Source organism: Pedobacter sp. TM02, from assembly GCF_059705275.1.
Window position 1 is genome coordinate 21,310 of record NZ_AP046530.1, and the last position, 23,903, is coordinate 45,212.

Annotated in this window: 20 protein-coding genes; 8 read left to right on the forward strand and 12 right to left on the reverse strand. The window is 44.6% G+C overall.

Translation table 11 applies throughout. The features are described 5' to 3' along the window. Positions 1 to 5 precede the first annotated feature (5 nt). The 3 genes from argB to AC6H1S_RS00120 all read left to right on the forward strand — a co-directional run bounded on the left by argB (position 6) and on the right by AC6H1S_RS00120 (position 2,910). Positions 6 to 839 carry an acetylglutamate kinase gene (gene argB / locus AC6H1S_RS00110; protein WP_199137711.1) on the forward strand — a complete coding sequence of 278 codons (834 nt, stop codon included), beginning with the start codon at positions 6 to 8 and terminating at the stop codon, positions 837 to 839. Between the two features lie 134 nt (positions 840 to 973). After that, positions 974 to 1,783: a pyrroline-5-carboxylate reductase gene (gene proC, locus AC6H1S_RS00115; RefSeq protein WP_497564695.1), complete on the forward strand. Its 810-nt coding sequence runs from the start codon at positions 974 to 976 to the stop codon at positions 1,781 to 1,783. A gap of 65 nt (positions 1,784 to 1,848) precedes the next feature. Further along, complete coding sequence (locus AC6H1S_RS00120; RefSeq protein ID WP_199137714.1) at positions 1,849 to 2,910, forward strand: M20 family metallo-hydrolase; 1,062 nt, start codon at positions 1,849 to 1,851, stop codon at positions 2,908 to 2,910. Positions 2,911 to 3,211: 301 nt separating this feature from the next. On the opposite strand, the gene AC6H1S_RS00125 is transcribed toward AC6H1S_RS00120, so the two are convergent. Next, entirely contained in the window at positions 3,212 to 6,076 is a 2,865-nt protein-coding gene (locus AC6H1S_RS00125; RefSeq protein ID WP_497564696.1) for a S9 family peptidase, read from the reverse strand. A gap of 181 nt (positions 6,077 to 6,257) precedes the next feature. Between AC6H1S_RS00125 and argH the strand changes: the two genes are divergently transcribed. Together argH and AC6H1S_RS00135 are read left to right on the forward strand one after the other, a co-directional pair. Next, positions 6,258 to 7,592 carry an argininosuccinate lyase gene (gene argH / locus AC6H1S_RS00130; RefSeq protein WP_497564697.1) on the forward strand — a complete coding sequence of 445 codons (1,335 nt, stop codon included), beginning with the start codon at positions 6,258 to 6,260 and terminating at the stop codon, positions 7,590 to 7,592. A 74-nt stretch (positions 7,593 to 7,666) separates the two neighbouring features. Continuing rightward, positions 7,667 to 8,920, forward strand: coding sequence for a pyridoxal phosphate-dependent aminotransferase (locus AC6H1S_RS00135; protein WP_199137717.1), 1,254 nt, complete (start codon positions 7,667 to 7,669; stop codon positions 8,918 to 8,920). Positions 8,921 to 9,005: 85 nt separating this feature from the next. On the opposite strand, the gene AC6H1S_RS00140 is transcribed toward AC6H1S_RS00135, so the two are convergent. From AC6H1S_RS00140 to AC6H1S_RS00155, 4 genes are read right to left on the reverse strand one after another with little or no spacing between them, the layout of a single operon-like run. Further along, the gene (locus AC6H1S_RS00140) at positions 9,006 to 10,430 is read right to left on the reverse strand and encodes an RtcB family protein (RefSeq protein WP_497564698.1); all 1,425 of its coding nucleotides are present in this window, start codon (positions 10,428 to 10,430) and stop codon (positions 9,006 to 9,008) included. A gap of 11 nt (positions 10,431 to 10,441) precedes the next feature. Further along, entirely contained in the window at positions 10,442 to 11,500 is a 1,059-nt protein-coding gene (locus AC6H1S_RS00145) for a nucleotidyltransferase domain-containing protein (protein WP_497564699.1), read from the reverse strand. Further along, positions 11,481 to 12,251, reverse strand: coding sequence for a nucleotidyltransferase domain-containing protein (locus AC6H1S_RS00150; RefSeq protein WP_497564700.1), 771 nt, complete (start codon positions 12,249 to 12,251; stop codon positions 11,481 to 11,483). Before AC6H1S_RS00150 ends, AC6H1S_RS00145 begins: the two co-directional genes overlap by 20 nt. Positions 12,252 to 12,311: 60 nt before the next feature. Beyond that, positions 12,312 to 13,409, reverse strand: a complete 1,098-nt coding sequence (locus AC6H1S_RS00155) for a slipin family protein (protein WP_497564701.1) — start codon at positions 13,407 to 13,409, stop codon at positions 12,312 to 12,314. Positions 13,410 to 14,247: 838 nt separating this feature from the next. Here AC6H1S_RS00155 and AC6H1S_RS00160 point away from each other — a divergent pair. Further along, positions 14,248 to 15,288, forward strand: coding sequence for a helix-turn-helix transcriptional regulator (locus AC6H1S_RS00160; protein WP_497564702.1), 1,041 nt, complete (start codon positions 14,248 to 14,250; stop codon positions 15,286 to 15,288). An 86-nt stretch (positions 15,289 to 15,374) separates the two neighbouring features. On the opposite strand, the gene AC6H1S_RS00165 is transcribed toward AC6H1S_RS00160, so the two are convergent. Both AC6H1S_RS00165 and AC6H1S_RS00170 read right to left on the reverse strand, forming a co-directional pair. After that, a complete protein-coding gene (locus AC6H1S_RS00165) occupies positions 15,375 to 16,955 on the reverse strand; it encodes a peptide chain release factor 3 (RefSeq protein WP_497564703.1) in 1,581 nt (526 codons plus the stop codon). 209 nt (positions 16,956 to 17,164) lie between these two features. Next, positions 17,165 to 18,562: a DUF6600 domain-containing protein gene (locus AC6H1S_RS00170; RefSeq protein WP_497564704.1), complete on the reverse strand. Its 1,398-nt coding sequence runs from the start codon at positions 18,560 to 18,562 to the stop codon at positions 17,165 to 17,167. A gap of 263 nt (positions 18,563 to 18,825) precedes the next feature. Here AC6H1S_RS00170 and AC6H1S_RS00175 point away from each other — a divergent pair, with 263 nt between their 5' ends. Then, positions 18,826 to 19,539, forward strand: a complete 714-nt coding sequence (locus AC6H1S_RS00175) for an SAM-dependent methyltransferase (protein WP_497564705.1) — start codon at positions 18,826 to 18,828, stop codon at positions 19,537 to 19,539. Positions 19,540 to 19,613: 74 nt separating this feature from the next. Here the strand turns inward: AC6H1S_RS00175 and nadD are convergent, their stop codons facing one another. The 5 genes from nadD to AC6H1S_RS00200 all read right to left on the reverse strand — a co-directional run bounded on the left by nadD (position 19,614) and on the right by AC6H1S_RS00200 (position 23,112). Beyond that, positions 19,614 to 20,207, reverse strand: coding sequence for a nicotinate (nicotinamide) nucleotide adenylyltransferase (gene nadD / locus AC6H1S_RS00180; protein WP_497564706.1), 594 nt, complete (start codon positions 20,205 to 20,207; stop codon positions 19,614 to 19,616). A 46-nt stretch (positions 20,208 to 20,253) separates the two neighbouring features. Then, a complete protein-coding gene (locus AC6H1S_RS00185; RefSeq protein WP_497564707.1) occupies positions 20,254 to 20,622 on the reverse strand; it encodes a four helix bundle protein in 369 nt (122 codons plus the stop codon). Between the two features lie 81 nt (positions 20,623 to 20,703). Beyond that, the gene (gmk, locus tag AC6H1S_RS00190) at positions 20,704 to 21,270 is read right to left on the reverse strand and encodes a guanylate kinase (RefSeq protein ID WP_497564708.1); all 567 of its coding nucleotides are present in this window, start codon (positions 21,268 to 21,270) and stop codon (positions 20,704 to 20,706) included. 80 nt (positions 21,271 to 21,350) lie between these two features. Continuing rightward, positions 21,351 to 22,214, reverse strand: coding sequence for a YicC/YloC family endoribonuclease (locus AC6H1S_RS00195; protein WP_199137748.1), 864 nt, complete (start codon positions 22,212 to 22,214; stop codon positions 21,351 to 21,353). A gap of 160 nt (positions 22,215 to 22,374) precedes the next feature. Further along, the gene (locus AC6H1S_RS00200; protein ID WP_199137729.1) at positions 22,375 to 23,112 is read right to left on the reverse strand and encodes a lysophospholipid acyltransferase family protein; all 738 of its coding nucleotides are present in this window, start codon (positions 23,110 to 23,112) and stop codon (positions 22,375 to 22,377) included. Between the two features lie 73 nt (positions 23,113 to 23,185). Between AC6H1S_RS00200 and AC6H1S_RS00205 the strand changes: the two genes are divergently transcribed. Continuing rightward, positions 23,186 to 23,902 (forward strand): hypothetical protein, encoded by a 717-nt coding sequence (locus AC6H1S_RS00205; protein WP_199137730.1) that lies wholly within the window; start codon positions 23,186 to 23,188, stop codon positions 23,900 to 23,902. Position 23,903 lies beyond the last annotated feature (1 nt).

Below are 23,903 nucleotides of genomic sequence, written 5' to 3' on the forward strand. Positions count from 1 at the left end.
AGCATATGAAAACCCAACTCACCGTCATCAAAATTGGAGGAAACGTAATCGACAACTCCGAAAATCTACATCAGTTTCTGTTAGATTTTACGGCATTGCCCGGTGCAAAGATTTTGGTACATGGTGGGGGTAAAATTGCAACCGAACTCGGCCATTCTTTAGGCATCGAAGCCCAAATGGTTGATGGCCGCCGTATAACCGACATCGAAACCCTGCGGATCGTAACCATGGTTTATGCCGGGCTGATCAATAAAAACATGGTGGCGCAGCTACAGGCCAAAAACTGCAATGCCATTGGCTTAAGCGGTGCCGATGGCAACGTAATCAAAGCCACCAAACGTCCGGTTAAAACCCTAACCCATGGCGCGCCTCCTGGCCCGCAGGCAGGCGCTGTAATCGATTATGGCTATGTGGGCGACCTCCATGAGCATTCTGTGTCGTCGGCTACTTTAGACAACCTGATTAAGGCCGGCATGGTGCCGGTATTGTGCGCCATTACCCACGATGGACATTCGCAACTGCTCAATACCAATGCCGATACCATTGCTTCGGCTATAGCCGTGGCCATGTGTGGTTTGTACGAAACCCAATTGGTGTATTGCTTCGAGAAAAAAGGCGTGCTGAAAGACATCCACAACGAGGCCTCCGTGGTAAGAGAAATCAAGGCCGAAGCATTTGCTGGCCTCAAAGCCGATGGCACCGTAGCCGGAGGCATGATCCCCAAACTGGAAAATGCATTCGATGCCATCAAAAAAGGCGTGGGTGCAGTTTTCATTGGCAAAGCCGACGAGCTCCCCGAGTTGGCAACGGGCCTTTTCGGTACCAAAATGTTGCCATAAATTCAGACCTTGTTGCCAGGGGTTTGGAGATGCTTAAAATGTCTCCAATAACTTCGCACATCCTGTTTTGCAGCCCATCGCTGTAACAACAACCTCGAAAATTCACCTAAAAATTATATTCTAATCACAATGACATGAAAAAAATAGCCATTATCGGAAGTGGAAACATTGGTTTGTCGCTAGCCAAAGGCTTGGTCAAAGCCAACTTTGTACAAGCAGGAAACATCACCCTAACCCGCCGCAACTTCGCGCAGCTGCAGCCCTACCAGGAAGCAGGATTTCAAACCAGCAACAATAATAACGAAGCGGTTAAAACTGCAGACATTGTAATCTTGGCTGTGCTCCCCCAACAGTTGAATGCAGTTTTGGATGAAATTAAACCCACAATCGATCCGGCTAAGCATTTGGTTATTTCTGTAATTTCGGGGGTGAGCTGTGCGGCCATCAAAGAAAAGCTCGGTGCCGAGGTGCAAGTGGTCAGGTCTATGCCAAATACGGCTATCGCCATTGGCCAATCCATGACCTGCATAGCTAGCGATAATGCTTCGGCCAATAACCTGGCGGAAGTGACGCAGATGTTCGAAACAGTGGGTTCGGTGGTGAAGATCAACGAAGATTTAATGACTTCGGCCACAGCTTTGTGTGCCTGCGGTATCGCCTTCTTTTTGCGGGCCATCCGGGCGGCATCCCAGGGTGGCGTAGAGATTGGCTTCCATGCCAACGAAGCCCTGAAAATGGCTGTTCAAACCGCCAAAGGGGCTGCCGATTTGCTTTTATTGCACAAAACCCACCCAGAATCAGAAATAGATAAAGTAACTTCGCCCAAAGGTTGTACCATTGCCGGCCTCAACGAAATGGAGCATAACGGCTTCAGTTCGTCGTTGATCAAAGGCATTAAACTCTCGGCCCTCAAAGCGGGAAATTTGTACACAAAAGAAGGGTAAAATTTTGATAATCACTAGTTCGTGCTGTCAAATCTTGATGCGCGATACTAGCTACTCGATACGATATGATTGAAAAAATACAACAAGAAAGCCTGGATTTATTACGGCAACTGATCCGTATCCAGTCTTTCAGCAAGGAAGAAGACCAAACCGCCGATTTGATTGCGCAGTTTTTGGAAGACAAAGGCGTTAAAATCTACAGAAAGCTCAACAATGTTTGGGCTTATAACCAGCATTTCGATCCGGCCAAGCCCACTTTGCTGCTCAATTCGCATCATGATACCGTAAAGCCTAATTCGGGCTATACCCGCGACCCTTACGATGCCGCCATCGAAGGCGATAAACTTTTTGGCCTGGGCAGCAACGATGCCGGTGGCTGTTTGGTTTCGCTCATCGGTACTTTTCTTTATTTCTATCCGCAAAGCGATTTGAAATACAACATCTGCTTGGCGGCCACAGCCGAAGAAGAAATTTCGGGCAACAATGGCTTGGAACTGGTACTGCCAGATTTGGGCAAGCTTGAATTTGGTATTGTTGGCGAACCTACCGAAATGAATTTAGCTATTGCCGAACGTGGCTTGCTGGTGCTCGATTGCGTATCGCACGGGAAAGCAGGCCATGCCGCGCGCGAAGAAGGCGAGAATGCCATTTATAAAGCACTAAAGGATATCGAATGGTTCAGGAATTATCAGTTTCCCAAAGTTTCGGAAGTATTTGGCCCGTTAAAAATGACCGTAACCATTATCAATGCCGGCTCGCAGCACAACGTCGTGCCTGCTACCTGTAATTTTACGGTTGATGTACGTGTAACCGATGCCTATACCAACGAAGAAGTATTGGAAATTATCCGCGCCAATGTTGGGTGCGATGTAACCCCACGCTCCATTCGCTTGAAGCCATCGTCTATTGATAAAGACCACCCTGTAGTAAAAGCAGGCGTGGCTTTGGGGCGCACCACTTATGGCTCACCGACTACCTCAGACCAGGCCTTGCTGGATATTCCATCAGTTAAGGTAGGCCCAGGTTTCTCGGGGCGGTCGCATATGGCTGACGAGTTTATCTACGTCCGCGAAATTGCCGAAGGCGTTGCAGGCTACATCAATATGCTGAAGCCGGTAGTTCTCTAGCAACACATCTGTCTCCTTTTGGAGGGGGTAGGGGGAGGAAAAATAACAAACGCCAACAAGAGCTATAATCTAACTCGAGAAAGATACCGGATCAAGTCGGACATAAGCATTTGTTGGTGAAGAATGAGAACATTTAAACTAAACCGGATTGCAAATCCGGAGCTAATTAGATCGGGATGGCATATCCCGACCAACAATACGCACTGCTGTGGTTGACGTTCTTCACCAGCGATTTAAATAGAGTGGTAAGAAACCAACAATAAACACAAAGCCCCGGAAATTTTCCGGGGCTTTGTGTTTACTATTTATTTCCTGGAGCTTCCTCAAAAGCGCGGGCTTCTAAATGTTTCTCCATATCCAATCGGTTTATGCCTTTGCTCCACCACTCTGGCGCAGGCTTGCCTTTCAGCATGTAATCGAAATATTCAAGCATACGCACGGCGTAGTCCTTGCGGTTAGGCAGTTTGGCAATGCCATGGTTTTCGCCTCGGTAAGTAATCATAACTACCGGTTTGTTCAGTCTTCTTAAACCGTTGTAGTACTCGATGCCTTGGGTAAAATCAACCGCACCATCTTTATCGTTGTGCAACAATAGCAAAGGCGTTTGTACCTTTTTAATGTGGTAAATAGGCGAGTTGCGGGTAAAGGCATCCCAGTTATCCCAGTAGCCTGGAGTTAACCTGCCTTGGCTGGCTTCAAAAATGGCCTGGTTGGTGCCACCGCTGTTCCAGTAGATTAAACTGTACATACTGATCATGTTGGTTAATGGCGCACCCGCCGCCGCGGCTTTAAAAATATTGGTTTGCGTAATCAGGAAAGAAGTTTGGTAACCGCCCCATGAGTGTCCGTGGATCGCTACATTTTTTCCATCAACAATACCCGTCGCAATCGCAGCCTTAACGGCTGGGACTACACAAGCCACCGCCGACATGCCCGGATCGTTCAGTTTATATTTGATATCTGGTTCTAACACTGCATAGCCATTGCTCAAGTACATAGCCTTGTTAAAGCCACCACCTGGGAAACTAGGCATGGCATAATTATTAAGGCCATCGGTTAGGCGTTCGTAGATGTAGGTAATGGTAGGGTAAGACTTTCCAGCAACATAGTTAGCCGGCAAGTATAAAGCAGCCTGTAACGAATCGCCATTGGCACTTACATAATCGATTAATTTTACGCCCGATGTCCACGCATATTTGGCTTGGTCTGGGGTATTGGTATTTACCTGTTTGGCGCCACTTAAATTACCGGCATTACTGGCAAAGGCAACAGGCGATTGTTCGAAATTACTTTTGGTGTACACAAAGGTTTTGCCGTTCTCGGCCTTGGCCAATGCACCGTACGAATTGTCGTCCATAAACAGGATTTCTATTTTGTTTTTTCCTGCCGGAAGATAGCCATAGCCCGCTTTTTTATCCTTTACATTGAATACGCTAAAATATTGGTCCTTACTCAGGTCGGTTCCTTTTTCGTCGGGATAAATGCGCATACGGCCCATTACTTCCGATTTTTTGGCTTTCCAGTTATCAGATAGCGCGACAACACTTTTGCCGTCGGCGCTGATTTTCCATAAATCGTAGTTGTCTTTGATCAGGGCATATTTCGAATCGCTCGACCAGCCGAAGCTTTGTGTAGCCGGTTTGCTGACATTATGGTCGTCTAGCTCGTCGATAAACGAAGCTTTGATGTTGCCGGTTAAGTTCGCTATTTTTCCCGTCTCAAAATCGATGCTGTAAAACACACCATCGTTGTAATAGCTGGCTATTTTGCCATTTGGCGCTACCGATAAACGGCCACCATTGTATAATTTCTCAAACAAGCGTTTTTTGGTGCCGGTTTTAAGGTCGATCAGGTAAATATCGGTATAGCTTTGGCCATCTAAATTGCCCATCAGCTCATATTTGCTGTTGTCGTAGCCAACCGCATACAACTGTTTTGGTGCCACCATCACCGAGCGCATGTTGCTATCGGCCAGTTGGGTAAACTTTTTATCGGCCACGCGGTAAGAACTGGTATAGCTGAAGTTTTTATCACGCATTTCCTGCGTTTGCTGCGCCGATTGCAGGCGTTTATCCTGCCAGTTCCAGATGATCATGTCTGGTTTTTCGATATCCTCTTTTTTAGGCTCTGGTTTTACTTCTGGTTTGGCTTTGGCGGTGCTGTCGGCTTTACCCTCCGGTTTTTTCTCGTCCTTCTTTTCGTCTTTTTTGTCTTCCTTTTTATCTAGGATGTTGATGCCAAAAAACAAGGAGCTCTGATCGTCAGCCCAATAAGGCCCAGCATTGGTATTGATGCCCATGCCTTTCGGAAAAGCGCTGTCGTCAATGCCGTTGTAAACGACTTTGGCCGTTAAATCGCCGTTAATTTTATTGATGCCGATTATGCTGTATACATCGTCTTTGTATTTTTCGTTTTTGTTGGCTTTTAAAAGTGCAAATGCAGTACCTTCTTCATTCCAGTTGATGCTTTTGTAAGTGGCTTTATCATTGTCTAAAGCAGTGGTTAAACCCGTTTTCATGTCCCTGATAAAAACGCCATTGCCGTTTTGGCCATTGGCATCAACGGTGTAAGCTAGTTTATCGCCGGCTTTGTTAAAGGCATATTCGCCTACGTTGCCCAGGTTGAAGCTTTTTTTGGTGGCCAGGTTATACAGCAACACATCGGTTCCTTTGGCGTCGTCCTTACCTTTAGGCGCTGTTTCGAGCGCGGCAAACTGGATGGCAATCCACGAAGGCGATTCGCCCGAAAAACTGAAGGTTCTTACCCTGTCAAAAGAAGTTTCCTTCTTGTCGGCCAACGAAACCAAGGTGAGTTTATCGTACAGGGGCTTATTGGTTTTACGCGCGGCCTTTACCTCGGCATCTTTGGCCGAAACCTTGAACGCGGCATATTTAGAATCCTTAGAAAAAGTAAGGCTGTTTGGGGTAGCGCCTATGGGATAAGTGTAGTGGAGCGTATCCATGGTTTTGCGGATGGTCATTTTCAGGTCGCCTTCCGTTGGCCCGCTCGACCAGGCAAACCATTGGCCATCAGCCGATAGGGTACTGCCACGGTTGTACGACCACTTGGATACATCTTTCCAAGTTAGTGCCGGTTTTTGTTGCGCAAATGCCTTTTGGGCAAAAGCGGCAACCAGCATCAATAGAACAAAGTTTAATTTCTTCATAATTAAGGTTTTGATTTTGCTAAAATAAAACTTTCGCACGAATTAATCAGGGGAACAGCGCATTTGTTTGCAATAAAGTTGCGTTTGTTGTGGCTGAAGGCTTAATTCCTTATTCTGTTGTATTTATTGTATTTTTGTATCGATTAAAAATAGTAGCAAATACCGATAACATCCATCTGCAATGAAGATCTGGCAAAAGAATATTGAAGTCAATAAAGGAATCGAAGCTTTTACCGTAGGCAAAGACCGAGAACTTGATTTACAAATGGCGGCATTCGACGTGCTGGGCTCCTTGGCCCACGTAGAAATGCTGGCCAGCATCAATTTGCTAAGCGCCGAAGAACTGGCGCAGGTAAAAGCCGGACTAAAAGCCATTTATGCTGAAATTGAGGCAGGCGAGTTTGCCATCGAAGACAGCGTTGAAGACGTACACTCGCAGGTAGAGTGGCTGTTAACGCAACGTATTGGCGAAGCCGGCAAGAAGATACACAGCGGCCGTTCACGCAACGACCAGGTATTAGTTGATTTAAAACTGTATTTCAGGTCCTGCATCCAAGAAATGGTAGCTAATACCGAAGCCCTTTTTTCGCAACTGATAGCGTTGAGCAACGCCCATCAAGACAAGTTATTGCCTGGTTATACCCACTTGCAAATTGCCATGCCATCGTCTTTTGGATTATGGTTTGGCGCCTATGCCGAAAGCTTGGCCGATGATATGGAACTGCTGCTGGCCGCCTATAAGATTTGCAACAAAAATCCTTTGGGTTCGGCTGCCGGTTATGGCTCATCGTTCCCTTTAAATAGAACCATGACCACCGAATTGCTGGGCTTCGACAAGCTGAACTACAATGTGGTTTATGCACAGATGGGCAGGGGCAAAACCGAACGAATTTTGGCGCAGGCCATGTCGGCGGTAGCGGCAACTTTGGCCAAAATGGCTATGGATGTATGTTTGTTCATCAATCAGAATTTCAACTTCATCAGTTTTCCGGCCGAATTGACCACGGGCTCTAGCATTATGCCCCACAAGAAAAACCCCGATGTTTTTGAGCTGATCCGTTCGCGTTGCAACAAAATCCAGGCTTTGCCCAACGAAATTGCCCTAATGATTACCAATTTGCCATCGGGCTACCATCGCGACCTGCAGTTGCTTAAAGAAAACCTTTTTCCGGCGATTGTATCGCTTAACGAATGCCTGGAAATGACCACGTTCATGTTGCAAAACATCACGATAAAAGACGACATCCTGAACGATAAAAAATACGATTACCTGTTTAGCGTCGATGTGGTGAACGATTTGGCCTTGAGTGGCATACCGTTTAGGGAAGCTTACAGAATTGTTGGCGAATCGATAGAAAACGGCACTTTTGAGCCTAAAAAGCAAGTTAACCATACCCATGAAGGCAGCATCGGCAATTTATGCAACGACCAGATAGAGGAAATGATGAATGAGGTATTGAGCCAGTTTAACTTTGGCAAAGTAAGAGCGGCCATAGAAAAACTGTTGAGCGAATAAAAAGGAACCTATGAGATTGCTTCGTTCCTCGCAAAGGCGAGCGACGCAAAATTTTTAATAAAAACCATAAGAATATGAATGTATCAGTATTAGCGAACACGCTTATCGGCTCGGAGATTATCAAAATCGGAAACGAAGTAAACGAGCTGAAGCGAAAGGGTGCCCAAATTGCCAATCTGACCATCGGAGATTTTGATTCGTCGATTTTCCCAATCCCAGAAGCATTAGAAACCGCTATTGTAGAGGCCTATCATCAGGGACACACCAATTATCCGCCAGCTGATGGTATTTTGGGGTTACGCGAGACCATTACAGGTGTTTTGGCCGATCGTTATCAATTAGATTATACCGTAAAAGATATTTTGGTGGCAGGCGGTTCTCGTCCTTTGATTTATGCTACCTACTTGGCCTTGATCGACCCGGGAGATAAAGTGATTTATCCGGCGCCATCGTGGAACAACAACCATTATTGCCACCTTTCTTCGGCCAATGGCGTAGCTGTTGAAACCACTGTAGAAAACAACTTCATGCCTACAGCGGCCCAGCTGAAGCCGCATTTAAAAGGCGCTACTTTGTTGGCTTTGTGTTCGCCGCTCAATCCAACCGGTACCATGTTTACCCAGCAGCAGCTGGAAGAGATTTGCGATATCGTAATTGAAGAAAACAAATCGCGCGGAGCAGATGAAAAGCCACTGTACATTATGTACGACCAGATTTACTCGTTGCTTACTTTTGGCAAGGAGCATGTTAATCCGGTAAGCTTACGTCCAGAATTGAAAGATTATACCATTTATATTGACGGCATTTCGAAGTGCTTGGCTTCTACAGGCGTGCGCGTGGGCTGGGCATTCGGACCAGAAGCCATCATTGGCAAAATGAAATCGTTGTTGGGCCATATCGGCGCCTGGGCGCCCAAGGCCGAACAGGTTGCCGTAGCCAGCTATTTTAAAGATAAAACGCAGGTTGATCATTTCTTGGGTGATTTTAAAGCCCAGATCCAAACTAGTTTAGATGCATTGTATAATGGCTTTCAAAAGCTGAAAGCTGATGGCTTCAACGTTGACGCGGTTGTGCCGATGGGCGCCATTTACCTGACCTTAAAAATCGATTATATTGGTAAAACTACACCAGCTGGCGATTTGCTCAAAGACAGTGCCGACGTTAATTTCTATTTGATTAGAGAGGCTCAGGCAGCTCTGGTGCCGTTCTCGGCTTTTGGCAACGAAGAAAATATGCCTTGGTTCCGCGCCTCGATTGGCGGCTGTTCTTTGGCTGATATCAACAATATGATTCCTCGCATAGCAACTGCCTTGAGCAAGTTGAAGTAATTGTTGTCAGAATGACAAATACAAAAAGGCCCCTCCAATTAGAAGGGGCCTTTTTGGCATTCCTAGTTAAAGGATAATAAAACAATTAATCCTCCCTCGAACCATCATCGGCCATTCGCACCATTTTCGGTTCAAATTTAGCTACTACATTTACCAAATCGGTTTGCGCGGCCATTACCTTATGGATGTCTTTATAGGCCATTGGGGCTTCGTCTAAGCCTGCGCCGATCAGCGTTACTCCGTGGTCTTTCAAAACGGCCTTCATTTCAGCGCGCGTAATATTTTGTATGGCTTTGGTTCGGCTCATTTGACGGCCTGCACCATGTGATGCAGAGTTGATCGCCGAAGTATCACCTTTTCCTCTTACCAAGAAGCCGGGAGCCGTCATGCTCCCTGGAATAATCCCCATTACGTCTTTACCTGCCGGTGTAGCTCCTTTTCGGTGGACGATAACTTCCTCACCCTTCCAGCTTTCTTTCCAGGCAAAGTTATGGTGGTTTTCTATTCTAGCTAATACCTTGGCACCAATAGCTTTTGTCAATTTTTTATGGATAATCTCATGACAAGCCGAGGCATAATCACCAGCCAAGTTCATGGCGATCCAATATTCTTGGCCTTCCGCTTTGCCGAGATCTAAATAGGCGAGATTAATAGCCTCTTTTGGTAATTTACAAATGTCCTTGGCCAAATTGGTGTAATGATTGGCAATGGTTGCGCCCAATCCCCTCGAACCTGAGTGGGTTAACAAGGCCACATATCTTCCTTTGTCGATGTTTAATTCCTCGTCGCGCTCAGCAAAGTCTATAATGCCCCATTCTACAAAGTGATTGCCACCACCCGATGTTCCCAATTGACTCCATGCTTTGCCATGCAAATGTTTCAAAAAGGGAGTGACCCTAAAGGCTTCGTTTTCCAACACCTCATGCTCGGCGCGTTCTTGACCTTTAAAGCTATGTCCGGCACCGAATTTGGTATGGGCAATCAATTCCCGTTTGTACATGGCATCTTTTCCAAAATAATGTTTTTCTGGAATGTCGAAAATGCTCAAGGCCATACGGCAACCAATATCAACCCCTACGCCGTAAGGAATAACTGCGTTGCGGGTGGCCAAAACACCACCAATAGGCAAGCCATAACCTTGGTGCGCATCGGGCATCAAGGCGCCGGCTGCGGTTACGGGCAATCTCATCGCAATATTCATTTGCTCTCTTGCGCCTTCATCGATATAATCGGCACCAAAAACTGAATAAGCCTTTGTTTTTTCGGTTAAGGCAATCGTGTCGTCGATAGGGGCTTTGGTTTCTTCGATCATGGCTGTGGCCAAAGCATCTAAAACCGGATCATCCAAAAAGCTTTCTGGGTAGTCCTTTACTTTTTTAAATAAGGCTAATACCTCTTCGGTTGTATTTTCTTTAAAGCTGGCATTGATGATTTCCAGTGCCAAGCCTACAATTTTTCCTTCGGTAAAACCAATTTCGATTAAGTTTTTACCTGTGATAGTCGTTTTCATGTATAAGTAATTTAGGCATAAAGCTCTTCGCGCAGACAGACCAGCAGGCCTTCTATTTTTTCAACGTCTGGTACTTCCTGAAGTTTGCTTGTTAGGCTTGCTTTTTCAATTTGTTGTATAAGTTCTTCTGCCATTTTGAGCAGGTCTTGGTACCCGAGCTCTCCTTGTTTAATAGCCAGGAGCTGTGCCCGGTTTTCACGCTTTACGTTCAGCTCCCCATCCCTTATAATTTCTAGTGCCACCTGTAATAACCTTATCGTGTGCATCATGTTTTTGGCATCGTAATCTTTGCCGTGCGCCTGGTTAAGCTGATAGCGCTCTTCGTTCCGTTTGCTTACCCAGGCCCAGTATTCGTTATACTGCTTGCAGTAGATAGAGTAGCTGTCTTGGTTAAAGTGCAGGTAAGCCAGTTCTTTTTCTCCCGGCGGAATCGAAGAAACCGAAACATCGTCAGAGGTTGTTTTGTGAGCTATTCCCTTGTAAGCCAAAGAACCAGTTGCATCATAAAACAAAGCATAAAGTCCTTTGGCGTTAGGTATTTTCGACAACCCGCAACGGCTTTGTATCAAGGATCTTTTGGCCAACCAGCTTCTTGCCTTAACAGACGAATAATTCTCGGTAACAAAGCAGAAATCGAGTATTGATTTTCTGGTCTTTGGCATAGGGTTAACTATTTTTTTATTCAAACCTTTCGCTTTTTTGATCTGCGTAAGCGCATAGCCTCCAAAAGTCTCTTTGCAAAGCTTGGATAAGAACATATCTAGTTTGAGTCTGTCCATGATTGGGTGCTTGTGCATTACACAATCTGCCGGACTAGCCAAAATCTCCAAAATATTAGGGTTGTTTTTAGCCAATAGTTCCATAAATCGGCCAAGCTCATAATACACCTCGTCATTGCTCTCATTGCTGATTTGAGGGATATAGCTAAATCCATAAAACTGCTCCTTTGGCAAATAATACACACCTTTGAGGTCTGTATCTGATGTGGGCGTTGCCAGACCGTAAGACTTGCTGCCGCTCAAACATTCAAAGAGCAATAATCCTTGTTCCTTAAGTTCTGCTATGGTCATGGTGGTATATGTTTCTCCTAAAAAATATTTCTAATTCTTCAAGCTCAAACTTTGGAACCGATAGCTCATCCGCTCCGGTCGCACAAGATTTAAACTCTTCGCCTATATATGTGCTCAATGCTGGATCGATATGTATCACAAATCCTTCGTTGGCATTAGCTTTAAATTCGATCAGCTCTTCTACCATTTTCCTTAAATTGGCAGGCATTAGCGTAAGCAATGGACCTATGGTCATGGGGGCGATGGTGTTTTTCTCTAAGCACCATTTGGCAGCTAATAAGGGTCGCAAAACGTAAAACAGTTTCTTAATCTTGATTTCATTGTTGTTTACAACCGTATCTAATGCTCCTTTGGCTATACCCAAGTAATGATGGATGTTAGATTTGCGGTTGAAGTAATTCGGACAGAGTTCCCAGAGCCTTGTGCCAAAATCGTCACGGTCTCCATATACAATCGGCGATTGCAGCCATTCAAAAGGCGTAGTATTCGATTTGCGGATCAACTTCAATACCTTTTTAAGGTCCCATCCATAGATATCGAGTTCCTCGTTTATCGGGAAACTTAAATGGTCATCTCTCTCTAAAATAGAAAGATAGAAATCGACCGGTCTTACATAGATGAAACGCACATCAAAGTCGCTATCTGGCGATGGGAATTGCCAAGCTCGGCTTCCCGATTCGCAGGCATAGAGGATGGTTATGCTATGATCTCTTTCTATGTCCTTTAACTTGTTAATGATTGTCGTTTTCATTTTCTCTTTCGTTAAACCCCGGCTGGCGTCAGGCCAAACCGGGGAGCATCTAAATTTAATTTATTTCACAAAGATTTGTTTCAATTGGTCAACGATTTGCCCACTTCCAGATAAACTGATGGTGTTTATTTTTTCGGCAATCTTCTCCACGTACTCCATTTCTTTGAGTTTGTACAACATGGCATTGTCTTCCATTAACTTGGCGGTATTCAATAAACTTCTGGTAGAGGCTGTTTCTTCCCTACGGGTAATGATATTGGCTTGTGCTCTTTTTTCGGCAACCAAAACTTGGTTCATGATTTCCTTCACATCGCCTGGTAAAATAATATCCTTTACTCCACAGTTGCTTAAGCTTACACCTAAGTTGGCCACCCTATCGGTAGCTATAGCTGTTACTTGCTCGGCTACTTTTTCCTTACTTTCCATTAATTCGTCGAAAGTCATCAAGCCAACACATTCTCTCAATGCCAATTGAATGGTAATGTACAATTGCTTGTCGAACATTGCGTTTTCCAACAAAGCCTTTATGATATCTGTTACTTTGTATTGGATGCTAAAGTTGATTCGCAGTTGTGCCTTGTCTTTGGTCAATATCTCCTGGCCAATAATTTCCATATTCAATTGCCTAGTATCGGTTTTTAATACTTGGATAGCAGTGCTGTTTTTCCAGTACATATAATTGCCCGCAGCTAAAGTCCTATCAAACTTGCCGTCGATGAACAACAAGGCACCTTCGTATGGTTCTACTTTAAAGGCTCTTATAAAGTTGTTTAACGGAGCTCGCTCCAATAAGTTTTTGTCGATGCTATTGTCTACCTCAAGCTGGCCAGTATTTACTTTCGTAAAGCTATAGGTAGCCAAACCTCTCCAAAACGCATGTCTTCCGGCAGTTAATATGGTTTTAAAGTTGCCGTTTCGGTATACCAAAGCCAATTCGTTATCGGCTACTTCTACTACATGTACCAAATTGGCAAAGTCAGCATTCAATAATAATACCTCAAGCTCTGTCGCCGTGTAATGGTATTCCTTACCCATGTCGTATATGGTGATGGTTTCGCCAAAACCTAACCAGTAGGTTCCGGTAGTTAAAACTGTAATTAATTCTCCTTTTTTGAACACCAATCCAACATAATTGGTGTTAATGGTTACTCTTTTCATGTTTTTTGATGTTTGATTTTATTTATTGTTTAATTAATTCTTTTAAAAGCATTGCTTCAATGCGCCATCCGCTATTGGCGGAAGTAAAAAGATGCAGAACTGTTTTAAAAATGAAAGCTGATGTTAGACAGGAGCGTTAAACTGTTCCAAATGATCAGATTTGATTTATAAAGCCCATTCTCGTCGGTTTTGCCTACAAAGCAAATAGCAAATTGGCATTTTGGTTGCTCATTGGCCAGGCGTATTGTTGCAATGCTTCGATAATGAGAAATTTGAAGTATCTCTTCTTTTTGCAATAGTTTTTGAGACTATAACTGCTACCAATTGCATTTTCCAGGAAATGGTGGAAAAGCAGGATTCGAACCCGCATGTTTGTTGTTACTCTAACCCCTGAGTTACCCCGATTGCTCGAGAGTGGGATTCGAACCCACGACACACAACGTGTGAGACAGGCTATCTTGTTTGCTAGCCAGCATATAAGTTGCGATTGCACCTACACTTTGGGGCTGTACAGAAACCCTCAACTGGGGCCGCATTAGCGATGAGCTGTCGTCCCAACTTTCGTCGGGATATCTTTATCATGTATTGAATATTTTTCAAAGAACAATTATCGACTGGTGACATGACAAAGATGCAAGCCATGCTACGCAGTATATTTGCGCACTTAAATTAATGTTGATAATTCATTGTAACTTATTGATTATTAAAAAAATAAATTTTTACGTTCGGAAAAATAAAATGAATTGCGCAGTTGTGTTGCGTAGTGAATTGACATTTGACTATATTTAACCTACTTGTTTCAGCCGATTTTGGTACTGACCTCTTAATTTTTATAAAAATGGCGATCAATAAACTCGCGCTCATCCGCTATAAAACCATCGACGATTGTTTGCGAAACCGCTTTCGCAAATGGACCTTGGAAGACATTATTGAAAAAGTGTCCGACACTCTTTACGAATTGGAAGGCATTACCAGTGGTGTAAGCAAGCGTACCATTCAGGCCGATATTCAGCTGATGCGGAGCGATAAGCTGGGCTACAATGCGCCCATCATTGTGAACGACCGCAGGTTTTATGCCTACAACGACCCCAGCTTTAGCATCACCAAGGCACCGATCAACAATGCAGATGTAGACAAAATGAAAGAGATTGTAGGCGTATTGAAGCAGTTTAACGCCTTCAACTATTTTGACGAGATGAGCGATATGATTGCCCGTTTGGAAAATAACCTTTACAAATCGACTAAGCAGAGTAGCAACCATATCCAGTTGGAGGGAAATAAGCAGACAAAAGGCTTAGAATATATTCCCCAACTTTATCAGGCTATTTTGAATAAACGGCCTTTACTTTTGGAGTATAAATCGTTTAAGGCTAAAGATTCTCAGCAAAATATTTATTATCCATATTTACTGAAAGAGTATCGCAATCGTTGGTTCTTAATTGTAAAAGCCAGAAACAGGCCTTTTATCTTGAATTTGGCATTAGATAGGATCGAGCGTTTTCAAGAATTGCCTAACGAGCCATTTATACCGCATGCAGGTGTCGATTTTGAACGATATTACAGCGATTTGCTCGGTGTAACCAAAAGCGAAAGAGACAGGGCCCAAAAAGTGATCCTCGAATTTGATAGCGGTACCGCGCCTTATGTAATTACAAAGCCCTTGCACCATTCGCAGGTCGTTTTAAAACAAGATGAACGGGCAACGCAGATTAGGATAGATGTGGTGCTCAATTTTGAACTCGAACGAGAAATATTGGGATTTGGCGAATGCGTAAAAGTAATGGCGCCAAGACTATTGATCAGCAAAATACGAAACCGACTGAAACATGGTTTGAGCTTGTATGGCGAAGAATCGGAAGTCCGAAGTCGGGGTCAATAGTCAATGGTCTATCGTCAGATATACTATGGACAATCGACTATTTACTATCGTCTAACGCTAACCGCCAACGCAGATCGCTCAACGACCTACTTAAATTCGCTAGTCCTATAAAAATCGATGTCCGGATAATCGTTTTTGGTCATGTTGATCATAAACTCATTATCGGCCAGGTAAACCGGATTGCCTTCTTTGTCGGTGCCGATGTGCTGCTGTTTTCTTTTCAGAAACTCTTCCAATTTCTTTTTATCGGTAGAATTTACCCAGCTCGAGCGACTGTAGCTCAAGGTACGGAATCTACATTTGGCGCCGTATTCATGCTCTAGCCTGAAGTTGATTACCTCAAATTGGAGCTCGCCAACAGCGCCAATTACCTTGCGGTTGCCGGGCTGCATTACAAAAAGCTGGGCCACGCCCTCGTCGGTTAGCTGTTCTATGCCTTTTTCGAGCTGTTTGGTGCGCATAGGATCCATGTTTTCTACTTCCTTGAAGATGGACGGCGAAAAACTTGGAATGCCTTTAAAATGGAGCTTTTCGCCTTCAGTCAAGGTATCACCGATTTTAAAGTTGCCACTGTCGTACAAGCCCACCACATCGCCAGGCCAAGCTTCGTCAACGATGCTCTTTTCGTTGGCCATAAAATCCATCGGGTTGGCAAATTTAAGTTTCTTGTCCTGACGGGTATGGTAATAGAATTTGTTGCGCTCAAACTTGCCCGAGCAGATACGCAGAAAGGCGATCCTGTCGCGATGCTTAGGGTCTAAGTTGGCATGGATCTTAAATACAAAGCCACTAAAATTCTTTTCTTCCACTTTTACATCACGTTCTTCGGCCTCGCGGTGTCTGGGGCTAGGCGCAATGTCGATGAAAGTATCTAACAGTTCCTTGATGCCAAAATTGTTGATGGCACTGCCGAAAAATACCGGCGCCAACAAACCCTCGGTATACAATGATTTATCCACTTGTCCGTAAATGCCGTCTACCAGTTCCACCTCATCCTGCAGGCCTTTAACTTCGCTTTCTTTCAAATAATCCAGCAAAGCCTCGTCTTTCAGGTCGTTTACGGCCACTACCGAATCGGTTACTTTAACCTTATCTGAATTGAACAGGTTAAGGTGATTGTTGTAGATGCTGTATACGCCTTTAAAAGTATGGCCTTGTCCGATAGGCCAGCTCAAAGGGCAAAGGCTGATGTTCAGTTTGTTCTCGATCTCATCTAACAGATCGAAAGGCTCTTTACCTTCGCGGTCCATTTTGTTGATGAAAATAATCACCGGTGTGTTGCGCATACGGCAAACACCCATCAGTTTCTCGGTTTGCTCTTCCACACCTTTCACGCAATCGACCACCAAAATCACGCTATCCACCGCCGAAAGGGTGCGATAGGTATCTTCGGCAAAGTCTTTGTGCCCTGGGGTATCCAGAATATTGATTCTTTTGCCATTGTACTCAAAACCCATAACCGAGGTCGCTACCGAAATGCCACGCTGCTTCTCGATTTCCATAAAATCGGAAGTGCTGCTTTGGTTGGCCTTGTTGCGCTTAACGGCTCCAGCGGTATTGATGGCGCCGCCAAAAAGCAGAAACTTTTCGGTTAGCGTTGTTTTGCCCGCATCGGGGTGACTAATAATAGCAAATGTCTTTCTTTTTTCTATTTCAGGATTAACCATGGATTTGTATTGAAGGTGATGGGCAGAAACCAATTTAATGCAAAACAGCAGGCTTTATAAAAAGCGAAGGGGGAACAATAGGGCTGTCGTTTGTTTCATGCGCAGCAAAGGTACGGATATTTTGGAAGAATTTATCATCAGCTATCGCTAGCTAGAACGCATAAAAAAGCCGGCGATTAAACCGGCTTTTTTGTTGTTCATACTTTATTTTATCTTCCGCCTCTGGCTGGTCGGCCGCCGCCGCCACCACCGCCGCTTTCGCCACGGCCACCACGGCCTTCAGAACCTGAACTTCTTTGTGGAGGTGCTTGTTGTACACGCTCGCTACGTTGAGGTTGCATTTGTGGCTGCGGTCTTTCCATTCTTGGTTGTGGCGCTTGCTGTACCGGTTGCGGACGCTCCACTCGTTGTTGTTGTGGCTGAGGTTGCATTTGTTGCTCGCGGCCACGCTCCATCCTTTGTGGCATTTGAGGCATTTGGCCTCGGTCAACACGTTGTGGTTGGTTGTTGCCGTTTTCGCGGTTCCTGTCAAAAACACCTGGTCTTTGAAGCACATTGTTGTCGCCGGTTGGAGCCACGCCTACGCGGTTATCTCTGCCTTGTGGCGCATTAACTTCGTTGTTGCCCCTGCTCGGACGGGTAGACATGTTGCCATTGTTTCGGCCGTCAAATCCATTAACGTTGCCGTTTTCACCTCTATTCGGACGGGTAGCTACACCATTGTCGCTATTTCTATCGCCAAACACATTGCCATTTTCGCCTCTAGTTGGACGGGTATTGGCCATACCGTTGTTATCTCTACCAATAGGGCCACGGTTAATGTTGCCTTGTACCGCGTTTCTTGGCGCAGCATTGTTGTTGTTTACATCGTTTCTGCCCGGACGTGGGTTGTAAATGTTTACCGTATTGTTCTCTACCCTGCTGGCGCCTGGCCTGCTGCTTCTGTTGATGTTGTAAATGGTTACATTTTGATTGGTCGCACGTCTAATATCATCGGCTCTCGGACCGGTATAGTAGGTTCTGCTGCCCCGAACATAAGTATTATTGATGATAACGGTATTTTGAATGTAGACACGGTTCCTGCTGGCATAGTAGCGTGGGTAGCTGTTGTAATAGATATTGCTATATGGAATAAAATTCCAGCAAAAATCAGGTACACGGTAGCCTCCATGGCCAATGTTAATGCCTATGCTGATGCTTGGTCCCAAAGGTGCCCAGCCATAATAACCGCCACCACTTCTCCAGGTTACCCAAGCAGGTCCCCAAACGGTGTCAGGAATCCAAATCCATTGGTTGTAACGGTTATATACCCAACGGCCATAGTGGAAAGGAGCCCAGCCCCAATCGTAGTTAGATACCCAGGTATTGCCATACTCGGTCATGGCCCAACGGCCATTGCTGTAATAAGGCCTAAACTCGTCTTGGTCTACATCAGGACGCCAAACGTAGCCATACTGTGGATCCTGGATCCAAGTGCCATAAGGCGACAATTCATCGTAGAATGATTGCAAGGACACGTCCTCGTTTTGCGCCATGACTTTTTGGGTGGTTCCGGTAAGCAGGAAAACTAGTCCTAATATTACCGACAATTTGATCATGATTTTCATTTTGTGTGTGTTTTAAATTTATAATTAACCTAACGCTGTGTGTATATCAATTTGAGCACCATTTTTAACAAAGGATTAATGTGTGCTTAATAATCTTTGTCTATGCTACAGTTTTAACGTATTTCTTGACACTTAAGTGTTTAAATACAGTACATTAATTGGTATCAAACATGTGTTAAAAACAAGGCAGCCGGAACTAAATTTGCTACATTGGCCCAAATGCCTGCCTTAAAGTGTAGCTTTGTAGGCTTAAAGCACAGTTTATGCAAAAAGGTACACTTTATCTTATTCCCGTTCCCCTGGCCGAAAACGCAGCCCAGAAATCTTTCACGCCTTTTTTGGTTGATACCATCAATGCCATCAAAACCTATATTGTAGAGAACGAAAAAACCGCGCGCAAATTTTTAAAGGAAGCCGGATTGAAAACCCCGCAAAGCGAACTGGTTGTGCATGATTATGGCAAACACAAGCGTGGCAATAGCCTGGTTCCTTTTTTTAAGGAGCTGATGTCGGGGAGCGATGTGGGTTTGATGAGCGAGGCGGGATGCCCTGGGGTGGCCGATCCGGGAGCCGATATTGTGGCCGAAGCGCATAAGCGAGGAATTAAAGTAGTGCCATTGGTTGGACCCAATTCGATGATACAAGCACTGATGGCTTCAGGGTTTAACGGGCAGAGCTTTGCTTTCCACGGCTATTTGCCCATCGACAAGGCAGAACGGGCAAAGCGCATTAAGGATTTGGAAAGTTTATCGTTAAAAAACAGACAAACCCAACTGTTTATGGAAACGCCTTTCAGAAATAACCATCTGCTTGATGATGTATTGAAAAATTGCCACGGGAGTACCCAATTGTGCATTGCCTGTAATATTAACGCCGAAGACGAATTGATCAAAACCCAAGCCGTAGGGGCATGGCGACAAGAGAAAATAGACCTGCACAAAAAGCCAACAATTTTTTTGTTGTTTAAGGTAGGCTAGGCTCTCGATGGTTGGGATGTGCTTTATTGACCGGGGATTTTAAATCCATCATCAAAATCTTCTCAACTAACCGATTAGCGATACATATTCTTCTTCTCGATAAATTCCAACACATTGTCAGGTACAAAAAATTGTACGTTTTTGTTGTCTTTTATCGCCTTGCGGATAAAGGTTGAAGAAATTTCCATTTCTGGCGTATCGGTAAAGGTAATGGATGGATGGTTTTCCCATTCGCTTACATCGGCGCCGGGGCGCGGGTAAACAAAAATGTGATAGTCTTTAAGCAGGACCTCGTAATTCTTCCATTTTTTGAACGAGACGAGGTTGTCTGCTCCCATAATGAGCACAAACTCCCTTGCTGGATAGCGTTCGCGCAAGTGGGTTAAGGTATCAATGGTGTAAGAGGGTTGTGGCAGTTTAAATTCGATATCGCTCACCTTAATTTGAGGGGCGTTTTCGGTAGCCAGCTTGGCCATTTCCAAACGGTCGTACATGTTGGCCAAACCGCTTTTCAGTTTCAGCGGATTGTGTGGAGAAACCACCAGCCAAACTTCTTTCAAACCACTAAATGTGGCCATGTAATTGGCAATGATCAGGTGCCCAATATGGATAGGATTAAAGGAGCCGAAGAAGAGTCCAGTTTTCAGTTGTCGGTTTTCAGTTTGCATTTCAGTTTTCAGTTAACAATTTGCACACTTCCGTTGATGGGTCAGTTTATAAACTGCCGTATTTTTCGGGATTGCTGATCATGTGGTTTAAGAGTTTTCCTATTTCATCTGATTGATTAACCAGCTCCTCATAAGTTTTAGTATCAATATAACCACAAGCTAATGCAAATTTAAGCCAGCCTTTGGTTTCGCTATTTTCCATGTCGCTATCAGTCAGTTTGCTGATGAAGTGGGCTTTGTATCGTCTTTTTCTATAAGCTTCTATCGGGCAGATATTGGTCGATCTGGATGATCTTCTAATCTGATCAGTTAAAGCGTACATCTCTTCTTTCGGAAATCGCTTGCTCGCCCCAAATATAGCCATTGCCAAGCCAAATGACTTTTTATAAGCCAATAATCCGTTGAAGTCGCCCATAGGTAGATAGTTTACTTAAATATAAGCTATTTACCTGAAGATTCTCGGTGGGATTGCCAACTGCAAATTGTAAACTGCCAACTATCTCTTTAGGAAATCACCTACCAATTGCTCAGCTTCCGCACAAGCGGTGTCTAGGTCGAAATTTTTGAGTACAACGTCGAACTTGTCGGCGTATTGCAGTTCTTTTTCGGCTTTGGCAAAACGTTCCTGCAACTTCTCTTGGCTGTCGGTGCCACGGCCGGTTAAGCGCTCTTTAAGTACATCTAACGATGGTGGCTGCACAAAAATGGCCAATGCATCGTCTTCGTATTTTCTTTTCAGGCGCAAGCCTCCTTCCACATCAATGTCGAAAATAACATGTTTGCCTTCGTTCCAGATCCGCTCAATTTCCGAACGCAGGGTGCCGTAAAACGTACCGTTATATACTTCTTCAAACTCCACAAACTCCTGGTGGGCTACCTTATGCAGAAATTCTTCCTTGCTGATGAAATAGTAGTCGTTCTGGTGCTTTTCGTTTCCCCTCAATTCGCGCGTGGTAGCCGAAATGGAGAAGCTGAGCTGCGGGAATTTGGTTAAAAGGTGTCTGACGATGGTGGTTTTGCCAGCGCCGGAGGGTGCCGAAAATATGATGAGTTTGCCTTGCATCTTGTAATGTTTGAATGCTATAATGCTGAAGGGTTGAATGTTGAATGCGGTGGGCATCGCAACTTTAGGCCCTTTAAGCGTTACAACACGTTGAGTAGTTGTTCTTTAATTTTTTCTAGTTCTTCTTTCATGCCCACTACCAGTTGCTGTATCTGTGCATCGTTGGCCTTGGCACCCATGGTATTGATTTCGCGGCCTATTTCTTGGGAGATGAAGCCCAGCTTTTTGCCATTGGCATCCTTGCTTTTCAAGGTTTCCATAAAATAGTCGCAATGGCTTTTTAAACGGGTTTTCTCTTCGGTTATGTCTAGTTTGTCGATGTAATAGATCAGTTCCTGCTCAAAGCGGTTCTGGTCTACGTTAACCTTGCCAACGGTTTCTTCCAAAAATTGGGTTAGTCTGGCCTTGATTTGCGGTACCCTAAGCGGGGCCAGCTGGTCAACTTCGGCAAAAAAGGCAAGTATGTTTTTAATGCGCAGTTCTAAATCGGCTTTCAAAACCTTGCCCTCGTCTTCTCTAAACTGGTTGAAATTGGCTAAAGCCTTCAAAAAGGTCTGGTGTAGCAGTTCCCATTCTTTTTCATCGCCTTCCTCTTCCTGGTAAGAAATTACTTCCGGAAAATTGAGGGCGGCCTGCAGCAGGTTGTTGGCATTGGCTCCCAAAGCGGTGTTAATGGCTTCCAATTGTTTGTAATAATTGGTTAGCAAGGCCTGATTGATCGTTGCGCCCTTTTGGCTCTCGTCACTGCGTTCGATATTGACCACGGCACTTACCTTGCCACGTTCAATTTCCTTGCTGCAGGTATTGCGCAACAAAAGTTCTTTGTCGGAATAAGCTCTTGGAAGTTTCAGGTTCAGCTCCAAAAATTTAGAGTTCAAAGACTTGATCTCTACAGAAAACTTTACGTTTCCTTCGTCGGTAGCCGCCAGGCCAAAGCCTGTCATCGATTTTATCATGTGCAAAGATATGATTTTTAAGCAAACAGTCTATAAGCCGTTAGTTAATAGTCGATAGCCTATGGTCTAGGGTCAGCGTTGGCCCTTGCGCATAGCCATTCCCAAGCACCCATCAGTCTCAACAATTAAACTGTGGAGCAATTGCACATTAGCTGTGTTTTAAAATGGCCTCTTCCATTAAACGGAATACTTTTTCCTTAAGTTGGGGCAAATCTTCCTGCTGTAGGCCCTTTACATCAACAGGAGTAATAAAAACGGTGGTTATCAAGCCAGGGTGTGCCTTTAAAGGAGCTGTTCTTGGCAACAGGTTTCGATTGTTGATGGTGACGAACGGCATGAGCGTTGTTTGGGTTTCTATTGCAATGCGAAAGGCGCCGTCGTAAAAATCGGCCAATGGCTTCTCGCTCTTGTTCATGGTGCCTTCCGGAAAAATAAGAATAGACTGCCCTTCGCCAATGGCCTCTTTTAAGGCGTTTACCGACTGCTCGCGGCTTTCTTTCGAACTGCGGTCTATCATTACCACGATACGCTCGTACATCCAGCCAAAGACGGGAACTTTAGCCATTTCTACTTTGCCCAAGGGGCTGAAATATTGTGGGATGCTGATGCAAACGGCTACCGCATCAAGATAGGAGCCGTGGTTGCCTACATAAATATGCGGCACGTTGCGGTTAATGAGGTGTTTGTTTTGGGTTTTGATCCAAAAAAAGGAAGCCAAGCTAAATGCCCAGGCCCAGCAACGCAAAAAGAACAGGCCTGTTTTTTTGCCCTGCAGATTGGGAAGCAAAGCCGTTGCCAATAGAAAAAAGGGAAGGGTAAGGAACATCAGTACTACGAAAATCAACGAAGCGTAGATTAAATACAGTGCCGACAAAACTTTAGCCATTTCTTAACGTTTTTTAACTTATAGGGCTCGCAAACAATGCTTAAGTTTACAAAATAAATAATTTGCTCCAATAATGAAGTCGCTCTGCCGTATTTTCTTGTGCATTTTAGCATTTATTTTGTCGGGTGTTGCAAGTGGTTTTGCACAACAAGAGTTCAAGCTGAAGGGTGTATTGTTTGAAAACGGCACCAAAATACGGATTGCCTTGGCCGAAATAGCCAACCATCGCAACCATTATGCGGTAGGCAGCAGCGATTTGGGACTTTTTGAGATTAAGGCACAGCTCGGAGATACCTTGTTCATTACCAAACGTGGCTTTAACGACCTGACGGTTGTAGTGAATTCTTCGAAAGATCTGGTGTTAAAGCTGAACCGTGGCAATATGCTGAACGAAGTGTTGATCAAGGGACAGGCCAAGGAGAAAGACCTGCGCGATATCGAACAGGATTTTAAAAACAAGGGGTCTTTTTATGCAGGAAAACCTCCCATTGGGCTCTTGTCGCCGTTTGGCGGTAGTCCGTTAACTTTTTTCTACGAGCTGTTTGGCAAAACGCCAAGAGATGCCCGCAGGTTTAGGAAATACCATCAAACCGAAAACGAGCAGACGCACGTAGACCAGTTTTTTAACAAGTCGATCATCGCCAAAAATACAGGGCTGGAAGGCAAGGCGCTAGAAGATTTTATGATCGCGTATAGACCGGATTACGACAAGGCTAAAAACTGGAACACTTATGATGGCTTAAAATGGATTGCAGATTCCTATAAAAAATATAAGGATAGCCTTAATTAGC